We start from the raw sequence: 12843 nt of genomic DNA, 5'->3' as shown, positions 1-12843 counted from the left end.
AGGGGAGTGTTGGCGCGGCCTATAGCGGCGCCTGCCCGCCGGGGCAAGCGCAGAGGGCTGCCTTGCGCAGAGGCGGGATGCGGCTTAGGGGCGAATATCACTGCCGCCAAGGACCACCCCCATGAGCACCCTGCCCCCCTGCCCCAAATGCCAGTCCGAATTCACCTATGAAGACGGCACAATGCTGGTCTGCCCGGAATGTGCCCATGAATGGGCCGCAGGCGAGGCCGCCGAGGCTGGCGACAAGGTCATCAAGGATTCCAACGGCAACCCGCTCGCCGATGGCGACACGGTCACCGTGATCAAGGACCTGAAGGTCAAGGGCAGCTCCCTCGTCGTGAAGCGCGGCACCAAGGTGAAGAACATCCGCCTCGTCGACGGCGACCACGACATCGACTGCAAGATCGACGGCATCGGCGCCATGGGTCTCAAATCCGAGTTCGTGAAGAAGGCCTGAGACCCACCAGGGTCAGGCAAGAACGAGTGTCATTCCGGCATCATAGATTTCGCTCGGTCTTTTGATGAATCCATAACGCGCATAGAATCCGGATTTCCCCCGTGCAGCCATCAGCCCGACGGTCGCGCCCTTGATCGCAACACCGCGTATCTGCTGCAGGAGGCTCTCCAGAATGCGCGCACCTATTCCTTCACCCCGTCGATCGGCAGCAACCATCATGTCCTGAATGTAAAAGTACATGACGCCATCACCGACCACCCGGCCAAAGCCGACAACCTTGTCTCCATCCATTGCCCGCGCAAAAAACAGACTGCGGTCAAGTGAGCGCTGGGCCTCCTCTGGAGATAGGCTGCCCCAATCCAGAGCGTCCCTCAATTTCAGAAATTCGGTTGCTTCGATGGCCACCTGCTCGACAACCGCGCCCATCACACCCCCGCCTCGCTCCAGCCGCCCTTTGGCGTCTGCTGGAAGTAGCGCGTCACGAGGCCGGCATCCTTGGCCGCCTTGAACTGCGCCCGCGCTTTGGTGCGCGCGCCGCTGTCGCCATCGTCGAACATCACCATGCAGCGGGTGTAAGGCGCGTCCACGGGCACAGTGACGCCGTCCATCAGCACCAAAGCAGCCGCGCCGTTCACATTCTCCGCCTTGGCGGACAGCAGCACTGGCTGGCGCGCCGCGTCCAGCCCCGGTGCCTCAGCCTGGCCATGCGGCAGGAAGCTCTTGTCCTCATAGGTCCACAGCGCAGCGTCCAGCGCGGCCCGCCGTTCGGCGCTCGGGCTCACCGCCAGCACGCGCCACCCGGCCTCGAGGCATTTCGCCATCAGCGGCGCCGCCGCCTGCTCCAGCGTCGTGCGGGAGAGATGGTAGAACCACCATTCAGGCGCCGGCGTGTCCGCCACAGGCTAGTCCTCGTAGTTCTGCGCGATCCAGCGATCCAGCAGGCGCGGGCCGAAGCCGGACGCCCAGGTCACGTCAAACGCCGCCTTGTGCCCTTCGACCCATGCCACGCCGGCAATATCGAGGTGCGCCCATTTCACGCCGTCCTTGACGAAGCGTTTCAGGAACTGCGCCGCCGTGATCGAGCCAGCGGCCCGGCCGCCAATGTTGCGCATATCGGCAAACTTGGATTTCAGCAGGCTGTCATATTCAGGGCCCATCGGCAGGCGCCACACGCGCTCGCCCTCGTGAAGGCCAGCTTTCGTCAGCTCGTCGGCAAGGTCGTCGCTACCCGTGAACAGGCCGGCATGGTGGTGGCCAAGCGAGATCACGATGGCGCCGGTCAGCGTCGCGAGGTCGACAATGGCCTTTGGCTTGAAATGCTCCTGCGCGTACCAGAGCACGTCACAGAGAACGAGGCGCCCTTCGGCGTCTGTGTTCTGCACTTCGATTGTCTGGCCGCTTGCTGAGGTGAGAATGTCACCGGGACGGATCGCGTCGCCGTCCGGCATGTTCTCGACGAGACCGACGAGGCCAACGACGTTCACTTTCGCCTTGCGGGCTGCCAGTGCGCGGATCGTGCCGGTCACGGCAGCGGCGCCGCCCATGTCGCCGCGCATGTCTTCCATGCCCGGTCCCGGCTTCAGCGAGATGCCGCCGGTGTCAAAGCAGACGCCCTTGCCGACCAGGATCACCGGATCCTCGCCTTCCGCGCCGCCCATCCATTTCATGATGCCGAGCTGGCTTTCCTTGCGCGAGCCCTGGCCGACGCCCAGCAGCGCGCCCATGCCCAGCTTCTTCATTTCCTTCTCGCCGAGGATTTCGACCTCGACGCCGAATTCCTTGAGGTCCTTCAGGCGCCCGGCAAAGCTTTCCGGATAAAGGTCGTTCGGCGGCAGGTTCACGAGGGTACGCGCCAGGTTCGTGCCTTCGGCGGCGGCGTCCAGCGGCGCAAAGGCGGCCTTGGCGGCTTTCGCATCGTCGACGATCAGCGTCAGATTGGTCAGGCTCGGCTTCTGGTCAGCCTTCAGTTTCGTGAAATAGGTATCAAACCGGTACGCAGCCAGCTTGGCGCCCAGGGCAACCCGTGCGGCATCCTCGGCGCCGGCCACATGCACCGCCATCGTCTTGAAGCCGCCCTTGGCATGCGATTTCACCAGATTGGCGCCCAGCGACTCGAAAACGCGCGCATCGCGCTTCTTCGGCTTGCCACCACCGATCAGGACCGCGCGGCGGGCATCGCCGCCTTTCGGAAGCACGACAACAGCCTGCTGGTCCTTCTTGCCGTCAAAGCGTGCGCCCGACAGGGCCTCGGTGAGCAGGCCGCCCGAAGCCGCGTCCATGTCCGCTGCGGCCCCCGGCAGACCGTCGCCCTCGTCTACAATAAAGGCCACGATGTCGGCCTTGGCGGCGTCGGCGAATGAAATTTTCATATGAGTAATCTCCGTTTGTGACGGAAACTAAACGTCGACGCGCGCAGCGCAACTCGTTAGCTAAGAAAAAAGCATGCCCTATATGATGCAGACTCGCCGGAAATGACTGTCAATTTGAGCATATGAGCAAAGTACAGACCTATCTCTTCTATGAAGTCTTGCGCGCCGTGCTCATCATCGTCGGTGGTCTCGCCATGCTTGCCCTGCTGGCGCAGGGCCTCGCGCGCACGGATCTCATCCTCGAGAACCGCCAGTCGGCGCTGACTTACTTCTATATCGTGATGCTGGGCGCGCCGCAGGTGATCGCCCTTTTGACGCCGCTCGCCCTGTTCGTGGCCGGGGTCTGGTCGCTCAACCGCATCCACAAGGACAGCGAGATTGTCGTCGCCCAGGCCGCCGGCATGACGCCCTGGCAGATCGCCTCGCCCCTAATGCGCCTCGCTGTGCTGTGCGCGATTGCCCATCTCGCGGTGAACCTCTGGGTCCAGCCGTCGGCCCAGCGGGCCATGCGCGAAACCGTGTCGGTCGCCCGCGCAGACCTTGCCGCCGCCCTCATCCGGCCCGGCCAGTTCACCTCCAATGGCGACCGTCTGACCTTCTACGCCCGCGAGCAGATCGGCGGCGAACTGCGCGGCGTGCTCATTTCGGACATGACAGACCCCGAATTCCCAACCGATATCCTGGCCCGCAGCGCGGCGCTGGTTGAGGTCGAAGGCCGCCCCACGCTGCTCCTGCGCGACGCCATCAGCCAGCAGCTCGACGAGAACCAGCAGCTCTCGATCCTGGAATTCGACCAGTACATGTTCGATCTCAGCGATTTCATGAAGGAAGACGCAGACCTGCGCCTCAAGGCGTCCGACAAGTTTCTCTACGAGCTCTTCTTCATAGACCGGTCCAACTATTTCGAATCCAAGGATGCCGACACGCTCCTCGCCGAAGGGCATTCCCGCCTGACGACGCCCCTGCTCAACATCGTGATGTCGCTGATCGCGATCTTTGCCGTCCTCGGCGGTGATTTCAGTCGGAAGGGCTATGGCAAGCGCATCGCCATCGCCTCGGCAGGCGCCATTACCGTCCTGATCATCCAGCTCGCCGTGCAGTCAGCCGCAGCTGACGATCCGAACCTCAACGTGCTCCAGTGGCTCCTGCCGCTCGGCGTGATCGGCGGGCTCAGCTATGTCTACTTCCATGGCGGCCGAAAGATCGGCAAGACCGCACGCCCGGGTTCCGGCGGCGACGCACATCCTGATGCGGTGCCCGCATGAACATCACCTTCAACCGTATCCAGCGCTACATCCTGCGCGAATGCCTGACAGGCCTCGCGCTGGTGCTGGGCGTTCTCCTGCTCGCCATCCTGATGATCGACGTCGTGGAGCAGCTGCGCACGGTCGGCGGTGACGTAAAGCTCAGCCTCGGCGGCGCCCTGCGGCTGTCGCTGATGAAACTGCCCCAGATCATGGAACAGACACTGCCCTTCGCCATCCTGGTCGCCAGCATGCTGGCCTTCACGCGCCTCAATCGCCGCTCGGAACTCTCCATCATCCGCGCCAGCGGCATCTCGGCCTGGCGCTTCCTGGCGCCCGTCATCATCATGGGCCTCGTGCTCGGCATCTTCACGACCACGCTGCTCAACCCCTTTGCCGCCCGGCTGACGGAATCCTTCGAACTCGAACGCGCCCGCCTCTTGAACGACGGCCGCGAGGCCATGGCCGTCTCCGATACCGGCGTCTGGCTGCGCCAGGGCGATGATACGAGCCAGATCGTGATCCATGCCGACCGCGTGGAAGATGGCGGCATCGTGCTCATCAAGGTGAAGATGATCCAGGAGGAACGCCTCTTCGCCGGCAACCAGCCCACCAATGACTATACATTCGTGCGCCGCATCGATGCCGACCGCGCCTATCTCCGCAATGGCTTCTGGCAACTGGAGAACGTGGTCGAGAACGTCCCCAACCTGCCGCCCGAACGCAAGAAGAACCTCGCCATCCCGACCTCGCTCGACGCCGTCACGCTGCTCGACAAGTTCGCGTCGCCCAACACGATCGGCTTCTGGCACCTGCCCCGCTTCGTCCACCAGACGCAGGCTGCCGGGCTTGATGCCTCACGTTACAGGATGCGCTGGAACAGCCTCATGGCGATGCCGGCCCTGTTCGTCGCCATGGGCTTGATCGGCGCCATTGTCTGCCTGCGCCTGTCGCGTCTTGGCGGCACATCGCGCCTCCTCGCCATCGGCTCGCTGCTGGCCGTCGGCCTCTATTTCTTCACCCAGTTCTCGTCCAGCCTGGGGGCTACGGGTGCAGCTCCCGCTGTGGTTGCCGCGTGGAGTCCCCCCTTGTTTGTGCTGTTCTGCACCCTCACATGGCTCGCCTATCGGGAAGATGGCTGATCCAGCTGTGGCCTTGACATACTGCGCTTGTGCACCCCATCACTCCCGCCCTTGAAGAGGTGCCTCCATGAAACTTGTCGTCGTCGAATCGCCTGCCAAGGCCAAAACGATCAACAAATACCTCGGCAAGGACTACAAGGTTCTCGCCTCCTACGGTCACATCCGCGACCTGCCATCGAAGAATGGCTCGGTCGATCCGGACAATGATTTCGACATGATCTGGGAGGCTGACTCCAAGTCGGCCAAGCGCATTTCCGATATCGCGAACTCGCTGAAAGATGCCGATACCCTCATTCTCGCGACCGACCCTGATCGCGAAGGGGAAGCCATTTCCTGGCACCTCGTGGAAGCCCTCAAGAAGCGCCGCGCCCTCAAGAAGGACATCCATGTCGAGCGCGTCGTGTTCAACGCGATCACCAAGAATGCCGTCACAACGGCCATGGAACACCCCCGCCAGATCGATCAGGAACTCGTTGATGCCTACCTGGCGCGCCGCGCGCTGGACTATCTTGTCGGCTTCAATCTCTCGCCCGTCCTGTGGCGCAAGCTGCCCGGCAGCCGCTCGGCCGGCCGCGTTCAGTCTGTCGCCCTGCGCATCGTCTGCGACCGCGAGAACGAGATCGAGCTGTTCCGCCCGCAGGAATACTGGAACATCGCCGCCACGCTGCGCGCCCCTGACGGCACCGATTTCGAAGCCCGCCTCCACGCCCTTGATGGCGACACGCTGAAGAAATTCACCCTCGGCAACAAGGGCGACGCCGACAAGGCGCTCGAAATCGTCCAGGCCGGCGGTTATTCGGTCTCCAGCGTCGAGGCGAAGCCCGTCAAGCGCAACCCGCCTCCGCCCTTCATTACGTCTACGTTGCAGCAGGAAGCCTCCCGCAAGCTGGGCTTCGGCGCCAAGCGCACCATGCAGGCCGCCCAGAAGCTCTACGAAGAAGGCCGCATCACCTATATGCGGACCGACGGCGTCAACATGGCCGAAGAGGCCTATGCCGCCGCCCGCAGCATGATCCAGTCGAACTATGGCGCCCGCTACCTGCCGGAAAACACCCGCCGTTATTCCTCCAAGGCCAAGAACGCGCAGGAGGCCCACGAGGCTGTCCGCCCGACCGACTTCAACCTGCGTCCCGAGGACTATCACGGCGACGGCGACCTGAAGAAACTCTACACCCTTATCTGGCGACGCGCCGTGGCCAGCCAGATGGAAACCGCCCTGTTCGAGCGTACCACGATCGATCTGGCCTCCAAGGACAAGCGCGCCACGCTGCGTGCCACCGGTCAGGTCCTCGTGTTTGACGGCTTCATCAAGCTCTACACCGAAGGCCATGACGCTGGCGACGATGAAGACGACGCCGAAGGCCGTCTGCCCAAGATGGAGCAGGGCCAGCACGCCGATCTCCTGAAGGCCGAGGCCAACCAGTCCTTCACCGCGCCGCCCCCGCGCTATACCGAGGCCAGCCTCGTCAAGCGCCTCGAAGAGCTCGGCATCGGCCGCCCGTCCACCTATGCGTCCACCATGTCGACGCTGGAAGACCGCGGCTATGTCCGCATCGAAGGCAAGGCGCTGATCCCCGAAGACAAGGGCCGCCTCGTGACGGCCTTCCTCGAGAACTTCTTCTCGCGCTATGTGGAATATGACTTCACCGCAGGCCTCGAAGAGAAGCTCGACGTCATCTCCGACGGCAAGCTCGACTGGAAAGCCTTCCTGCACGAGTTCTGGAAACAGTTCGCCGCCGATATTGACGGCACCAAGGACCTGCGCGTTTCCGCTGTGCTCGACGCCCTCAACGAGACACTCGGCGCTTACGTGTTCCCGCGCCAGGATGCCGACGGCAACCCGATCGAGAACCCGCGCCAGTGCCCGCTCTGCAAGGAGGGCGAACTGTCGATGAAGCTTGGCCGCTTCGGCGCCTTTGTCGGCTGCTCACGCCACCCCGAGTGCAAGTTCACCCGCCAGTTCAGCGCCGATGGCGACGCGGCCGCCGCAATCAATCCGGACGGCAACGAGATCGGCATCCACCCGGAAACCGGCGAGATGATCTATCTCAAGACCGGCCGCTTCGGCCCCTATGTCGAGATGGCGAATGGCGAAAAGCCGAAACGCGCCTCCCTCACCAAGGCCGAGAAGGAAAAACCGCAGGAGCTGACGCTCGAACGCGCCGTGGAGCTGCTGCTGCTCCCGCGCGAAGTCGGCCGCCACCCGGAAGACAACGAACCCATCCTGGCCAATTTCGGCCGCTTCGGTCCCTATGTTCAGCACGGCAAGACCTATGCGAACCTGAAAGACCCGGCGGATGTCTTCAATATCGGTCTCAACCGCGCCGTGGCGCTGATCGAGGACAAGAAGGCCAATCCGGGCCGGGGGCGCGGCGGCGCCACCCCGCTGAAGGAACTCGGCAACCATGCAGACGGCGAGCCGATCCAGGTCTTCGCCGGCCGGTACGGTCCCTATGTGAAGCATGGCAAGGTCAACGCCACGATCCCGAAAGAGATCGCGCCTGACACGATCACGCTGGAACAGGCGATCGAGTTGGTGAACGCCCGTGCGGCGGCTGCCCCGGCCAAGAAGAAAGCTGCCCCCAAGAAGAAGGCCGCGCCGAAAAAGGCTGCAGCCAAGAAGAAACCGGCAGCGAAGAAAACGCCCGCCGCGAAGACAGAGGACTAGGGCGCGCCGGGCCCGCAAGGCCCGGACTGGCTCTCCCCTCGCGATGCGCCTGTCGCCCCGCCTCATGTTCCCGTTTGCCCTCCTCGCGGCGAGCATCACGTGGATATTCACGATCGAGAGACTGCCGACCCTGGCGCCTCTGACGGAAGAGGTCATCGAACCCCTGCCGCCGCCCCAGCCGGCCATGCCCGTCATCTATGATTTCCCGGTCACACTGTCGCTCTGCCCCAAGCTCTACGTGGCAAATGCGCCGCCGACCGATACCGGCCTGCACATCATCGGCTACACGGCGACCATCACGGTCAATGGCGTTACGCTCGCCCGCGCACCGGTCGAGGATGGCTGCGTCTCGTCCGGCTTCGGCGCCCGCAATGACCAAGTCCATACCGGCGTCGATCTCTACAACCGCGACCCGGTCGCCATCTATGCCGCTGCCGACGGCACCATCCGCGAGGCCGAATACCGCGACGACTACGGCAACATGATGGTCATCGACCACGGCAATGGCGTCTTCACCCGCTATGCCCACATGGCCAGCTTCTCGGGCCTCCAGGCAGGCGAAACGGTCCTGTCCGGGCAGATCATCGGCGTCATGGGCAACACGGCTGGCTACCTCGTGCCGCGCCATCTCCACTACGAGATCCTGACCGGCGAATGGGGTGAACAGGCCGGCTCCTTTGCCCTCGCGCCTACCGACCCGCTGGCGCTTCCACCTATCGACTAAATCTATTCATTTTATGCGAGACTTTTTTGCCTTCTGGTTGTATGTCGCATGTCGATGGCTGGACCCACCCGACTCGAAATCATGATCGACGCGGCTTCGCCCGTAGTGGCAAAACTGTCACCGGAGCGCAGGGCCCGCTTTACCCATCTCGTCGACCAGTTCCTGCAGGATGTGGAGTTTCGCGGCGCCGACGGCTTTGACGTCACCTCCCGTGTCCGCGTCACGCTCGCGACCTATGCCTGCCTCCTCCTGCTCAACCGCCCGCGCGAGCGTTTCGACCTCGGCATGCGTATCGTGATCCGCGAGCGCGGCGTGCCCACCGACGACCAGATGATGGGCCGCTATTCGCGCTGGGGCCGGATGGATCTCTGCTGGGCCAGCATCATGAAGGACGGCGTGCTCTCCATCCCGGGCTGCTGTGCGGCCATGCACGAGCTTGCCCACCGGCTCGACAACCGCAACATCTTCTGGGACGGCCTGCCCGCCACCCACTCAGCCGAATGTCACGAAAAATGGTGTGCCGACATGGACGAGGAGCTGGACTTCCTCCGCACCCGCCTCGCCAACGGGTTCGAGACACCGCTGACGCCGCACGCCGCCACCAGCCAGGCCGATTTCTTCAACTGCACCACCACGGCCTATTTCGAACAGCCCGACATGCTGCGCGACCATTTCCGCCGCGTGCACGACCGTCTGGCCCATTTCTACGAGGATGGGCGCTGACCGCTGTTCATCCGTGTTTCAGGTGCCCTGCCGCTTGATCGCCCCGATCCAATCTCGGAGCCTCATCATGCGTGCCCTCGCCCTCTTCTTCCTTCTGCCCGTGCTTGCAGGCCCGGCCACCGCCCAGCCATCGGAGACCCCGGGTATCGTCACAATCCTGAACGGGAAGGATCGCAAGACCGTCTTCCTGTCGGAATGGGCCTCAGAGACCCCTACAACCCTTCGCATATGCTATCTGGAAGCCCTGTCCGACCCGGCGCCGGACAGTGTCATGGTCGTCCTGGGATCGCCCTATGACACTGCCGGGAATCCCCGCTGGCAGAAGCTCGGTCCGGGCGAATGCAGCTTCTTCAGCGGCCCTGAAGTCTTCGTGTCGATCAGTCAGGGCGCAGGCATAGCCAGGGTTGGCACGGATATCGTCAAATAACGCGTCGCGGGCGCACATGAACTATCCACAAGCATTTCGGGCAAGAATCCCTTATATGCCGGATTATGACATTTCCAGATAAGCAAACTGTCCTTGATTATATTCGGGACAATCCCACCGCCACTACGAAACAAGCCATCGCCAAGGGCCTCAAGGTCAAGGGTGAGGAACGCGCCACACTGCGCGCCATCCTGCGCGAACTCGAAGCCGACGGCGCCCTCGAACGCACCGGCAAACGCGCCTGGTCACAGGCGGATCGTCCGCCACCCACCGGCATCGTCGAATTCACCCGGATCGACAAGAATGGCGACCTGATCGGCAAGTCGATCGGCGACAATGGCCCCTTCGGCCCGGACATCATCTATGCCGGCCCCTCGGGCAAGCCGCGCGGCAAGACCAAGGCCCCCGGCGTCGGCGACCGCGCCCTGTGCAAGATCAACGAGCATGACGGCGAATGGCGCGCCCGCGCCATCACCGTCATGGAGAAGCGGATTTCAGACCGTCTCGTCGGCCTTTACTCCACCACTGCGCGCGGTGGCCGGGTCAATCCGTCCAGCCGCAAGGACCGCCGCGAATTCGTGATCCAGGAAGCCGACACCAAGGGCGCCAAGGATGGCGACCTCGTGATCGCCGAGCCGAAGCCCCAGGGCCGCCGCCATCATGGCCCGGCCCTCGGCGAGATCACAGAGATCATCGGCCACATCACGGACCCGCGCTCGGCGAGCCTTCTGGCCCTTCACGCGCACGACATCCCCACGGAGTTCCCGGAAGCTGCCCTCGCGCAGGCCCGCGACCCGAAACCCGCCCCCGCCGAGCGCGAAGACCTGACGCAGATCGCCCTCATCACCATCGACCCGGCGGATGCCCGCGACCATGACGATGCCGTCTTCGCCGAAAAGCTGGACGATGGCTGGCGCGTGATCGTCGCCATTGCCGATGTCGCCGCCTATGTCACCGAGGGCTCGCCCCTCGACAAGGAAGCCCTGAAGCGCGGCAACTCCACCTATTTCCCCGACCGCGTCATCCCGATGCTGCCGTTCGAACTGTCAGCCGACGAATGCTCGCTGAAGGAAGGCGAACTGCGCCGCACGCTGGCCGTCGAGATGATCTTCGGCCCGGACGGCCACAAGCGCTCGCACCGCTTCATTCGCGGCATGATGAAGTCTGCCGCAAAGCTCTCCTATGAAGAGGCGCAGGCCGCCATTGACGGCAAGCCCGGCGGCAAGGCCGGCGAGATGCTGGACACCGTGCTGCGCCCGCTCTGGGACGCGTATCACGCCCTCGCCAAGGCCCGCGACAAGCGCGGCCCCCTCGACCTCGACCTGCCGGAACGCCGGATCCGGTTCAAGGAAGATGGCGAGATCGACGGCATTTACACCAAGGAACGCCTCGAGGCGCACCGCCTGATCGAAGAGTTCATGATCCAGGCCAACGTCGCCGCCGCCGAGACGCTCGAACGCCAGAAGAGCCCGCTCATCTACCGCGTCCATGACACACCGACGGATGCCAAGATCGCCGCCTTCGCGGACTTCCTGCAGACGCTGGAGCTGAAATGGAATGTCGGCGAACGCCCGCAGACCCACAAGTTCAACAAGCTGCTCAGCGAGCTTAATGGCACCGAATTCGACCAGATGGTCACGCAGATGATCCTGCGCACGCAGGCGCAGGCCGTCTATGCCCCGGAGAATCTCGGCCACTTCGGCCTGAACCTCGAACGCTATGCGCACTTCACCTCGCCAATCCGCCGCTACGCCGACCTCATCGTCCACCGCGCGCTGATCGCGTCGCTGAAGCTTGGCCCGGACGGCCTCTCCAAGGAAGCCGCCTCGCAGCTTGAGCAGACCGCGCAGCACATCTCCGACACCGAGCGCCGCTCGATGGCCGCAGAACGTGAAGCCACAGACCGCTATCTCGCCCTCTTCCTGAAGGATCAGGTCGGCGCCGAGTTCGAAGGCCGCATCACCGGCGTCACCGGTTCCGGCCTGTTCGTGGCCCTCGCCGGCACAGGCGCTGACGGCTTCATCCCGATCTCGACCATCTCGGATGACTATTGGGTACAGGACGAGGCCGCCATGGCCCTCTATGCGCGCGGCAGCGGCAAGACCTACAGCCTTGGCCAGATCGTGCGCGTGAAGCTGAAGGAAGTGACGCCCCTGCAAGGCGGCCTCCTGCTCGAAATGCTCTCCGAGCCGCAGCCGGCCCCTGAAGGCCGCAAGCAGCACCGCCGCGAAATGGATATCGGCAACGTTCCCCGCCGTAAGGGTGGACCTCCCCGCTCTGGCAAGCCTAGATTCAACAAGAAGACCCTTCCGAAGACGAAGGGCAAAGGCAAGTCAAAGGGACCGAGGAGATGAGCGAGGCCGTACCGGGCATAAAATCAGCCTTCGACAAGGAAGATGAGGGTGACGTTGTGGTCACCGACCAGCGCAGTCCGCGGCCCAAGGATGCCGCCACGCTGATCCTCGTCCGCAGGGATGCCGCCACACCGCGCGTCCTGCTCGGCAAGCGCTCCGGCGGCCATACGTTCATGCCCGACAAATACGTCTTCCCCGGTGGCCGTGTGGACCCGCACGATGCCCGTGCGCCCACGCTGACGCCCCTCTCCGAGCCCGTGGCCACCAAGCTCGCCATCGGCACCCGCCGCGCGCCCCACGCCTTCGCGCTGACGGCCATCCGAGAGACCTTCGAGGAAACCGGCCTGATCGTCGGCCGCCCGGGTGAGCATTCCGGCAAGGCGCCGCAGGGCTGGGACCGCTACTATGGCGAGGGCGTCATGCCCTGCCTCCGGTCCTTCGAGTTCATTGGCCGCGCCATCACGCCGCCCTACCGGCCCAAGCGCTTTGACGCCCGGTTCTTCATGGCCGACGCCGAGGACGCCCTGATCGACGAGCGCCCCCCTGTGGACGGCGCAGAGCTGTCAGACCTGCAATGGGTGACGCTGTCGGATGCCCTGGACCTCGATCTGCCCTCGGTGACCCGCTTCATGCTGGGCGAAATCGGCGAGCGGATTGCACGGCCACAGGCCCCGAAAGGCCCACCGTTCCTGCGCTGGACCCGGAACGGTCACACAACGGACAGGCTTTAGAGCA

12 protein-coding genes are annotated in these 12843 nt (G+C 63.9%); 9 read left to right on the top strand and 3 right to left on the bottom strand.

The window, feature by feature from the left end:
- Window positions 1-121 precede the first annotated feature (121 nt).
- Window positions 122-457: a zinc ribbon domain-containing protein YjdM gene (locus HY30_RS07360; protein WP_034738538.1), complete on the top strand. Its 336-nt coding sequence runs from the start codon at window positions 122-124 to the stop codon at window positions 455-457.
- 12 nt (window positions 458-469) lie between these two features.
- On the opposite strand, the gene HY30_RS07355 is transcribed toward HY30_RS07360, so the two are convergent.
- The 3 genes from HY30_RS07355 to HY30_RS07345 are packed head-to-tail and all read right to left on the bottom strand — an operon-like array spanning window position 470 to window position 2826.
- Window positions 470-883 carry a GNAT family N-acetyltransferase gene (locus HY30_RS07355; RefSeq protein WP_034738536.1) on the bottom strand — a complete coding sequence of 138 codons (414 nt, stop codon included), beginning with the start codon at window positions 881-883 and terminating at the stop codon, window positions 470-472.
- A complete protein-coding gene (locus tag HY30_RS07350; RefSeq protein WP_034738534.1) occupies window positions 883-1356 on the bottom strand; it encodes a DNA polymerase III subunit chi in 474 nt (157 codons plus the stop codon). The genes HY30_RS07355 and HY30_RS07350 overlap by 1 nt, the downstream gene beginning before the upstream one ends.
- Window positions 1357-1359: 3 nt before the next feature.
- Window positions 1360-2826 carry a leucyl aminopeptidase gene (locus HY30_RS07345; protein WP_034738532.1) on the bottom strand — a complete coding sequence of 489 codons (1467 nt, stop codon included), beginning with the start codon at window positions 2824-2826 and terminating at the stop codon, window positions 1360-1362.
- Between the two features lie 122 nt (window positions 2827-2948).
- Between HY30_RS07345 and HY30_RS07340 the strand changes: the two genes are divergently transcribed.
- From HY30_RS07340 to HY30_RS07305, 8 genes are all read left to right on the top strand, one after another.
- Window positions 2949-4091 carry an LptF/LptG family permease gene (locus HY30_RS07340; RefSeq protein ID WP_051615059.1) on the top strand — a complete coding sequence of 381 codons (1143 nt, stop codon included), beginning with the start codon at window positions 2949-2951 and terminating at the stop codon, window positions 4089-4091.
- Window positions 4088-5212: an LPS export ABC transporter permease LptG gene (gene lptG, locus HY30_RS07335; protein ID WP_034738531.1), complete on the top strand. Its 1125-nt coding sequence runs from the start codon at window positions 4088-4090 to the stop codon at window positions 5210-5212. Before HY30_RS07340 ends, lptG begins: the two co-directional genes overlap by 4 nt.
- Before the next feature lie 67 nt (window positions 5213-5279).
- Entirely contained in the window at window positions 5280-7880 is a 2601-nt protein-coding gene (gene topA / locus HY30_RS07330) for a type I DNA topoisomerase (protein ID WP_034738529.1), read from the top strand.
- Window positions 7881-7923: 43 nt separating this feature from the next.
- The gene (locus HY30_RS07325; RefSeq protein WP_051615057.1) at window positions 7924-8604 is read left to right on the top strand and encodes a M23 family metallopeptidase; all 681 of its coding nucleotides are present in this window, start codon (window positions 7924-7926) and stop codon (window positions 8602-8604) included.
- A gap of 54 nt (window positions 8605-8658) precedes the next feature.
- Window positions 8659-9327 carry a M90 family metallopeptidase gene (locus HY30_RS19145; RefSeq protein WP_162176906.1) on the top strand — a complete coding sequence of 223 codons (669 nt, stop codon included), beginning with the start codon at window positions 8659-8661 and terminating at the stop codon, window positions 9325-9327.
- A gap of 67 nt (window positions 9328-9394) precedes the next feature.
- Complete coding sequence (locus tag HY30_RS07315) at window positions 9395-9754, top strand: hypothetical protein (protein WP_034738526.1); 360 nt, start codon at window positions 9395-9397, stop codon at window positions 9752-9754.
- Between the two features lie 65 nt (window positions 9755-9819).
- Window positions 9820-12108 carry a ribonuclease R gene (rnr, locus tag HY30_RS07310; RefSeq protein ID WP_051615053.1) on the top strand — a complete coding sequence of 763 codons (2289 nt, stop codon included), beginning with the start codon at window positions 9820-9822 and terminating at the stop codon, window positions 12106-12108.
- Window positions 12105-12839, top strand: coding sequence for an NUDIX hydrolase (locus tag HY30_RS07305; RefSeq protein WP_034738523.1), 735 nt, complete (start codon window positions 12105-12107; stop codon window positions 12837-12839). The genes rnr and HY30_RS07305 overlap by 4 nt, the downstream gene beginning before the upstream one ends.
- The last annotated feature ends 4 nt before the right edge of the window (window positions 12840-12843 follow it).

Source organism: Hyphomonas chukchiensis, assembly GCF_000682695.1.
GTDB classification, from domain to species: Bacteria; Pseudomonadota; Alphaproteobacteria; order Caulobacterales; family Hyphomonadaceae; genus Hyphomonas; species Hyphomonas chukchiensis.
Note: the sequence above shows the minus strand (reverse complement) of the source record. Positions and strands in the feature narration are given on the sequence as shown.

Coding starts and splice junctions, on each gene's coding strand:
- HY30_RS07360 (WP_034738538.1), top strand. CDS start 122: ATGAGCACCCTGCCCCCCTGCCCCAAATGCCAGTCCGAATTCACCTAT.
- rnr (WP_051615053.1), top strand. CDS start 9,820: ATGACATTTCCAGATAAGCAAACTGTCCTTGATTATATTCGGGACAAT.
- HY30_RS07305 (WP_034738523.1), top strand. CDS start 12,105: ATGAGCGAGGCCGTACCGGGCATAAAATCAGCCTTCGACAAGGAAGAT.
- HY30_RS07325 (WP_051615057.1), top strand. CDS start 7,924: ATGCGCCTGTCGCCCCGCCTCATGTTCCCGTTTGCCCTCCTCGCGGCG.
- HY30_RS07340 (WP_051615059.1), top strand. CDS start 2,949: ATGAGCAAAGTACAGACCTATCTCTTCTATGAAGTCTTGCGCGCCGTG.
- HY30_RS19145 (WP_162176906.1), top strand. CDS start 8,659: ATGGCTGGACCCACCCGACTCGAAATCATGATCGACGCGGCTTCGCCC.
- HY30_RS07345 (WP_034738532.1), bottom strand. CDS start 2,826: ATGAAAATTTCATTCGCCGACGCCGCCAAGGCCGACATCGTGGCCTTT.
- HY30_RS07355 (WP_034738536.1), bottom strand. CDS start 883: ATGGGCGCGGTTGTCGAGCAGGTGGCCATCGAAGCAACCGAATTTCTG.
- topA (WP_034738529.1), top strand. CDS start 5,280: ATGAAACTTGTCGTCGTCGAATCGCCTGCCAAGGCCAAAACGATCAAC.
- HY30_RS07315 (WP_034738526.1), top strand. CDS start 9,395: ATGCGTGCCCTCGCCCTCTTCTTCCTTCTGCCCGTGCTTGCAGGCCCG.
- lptG (WP_034738531.1), top strand. CDS start 4,088: ATGAACATCACCTTCAACCGTATCCAGCGCTACATCCTGCGCGAATGC.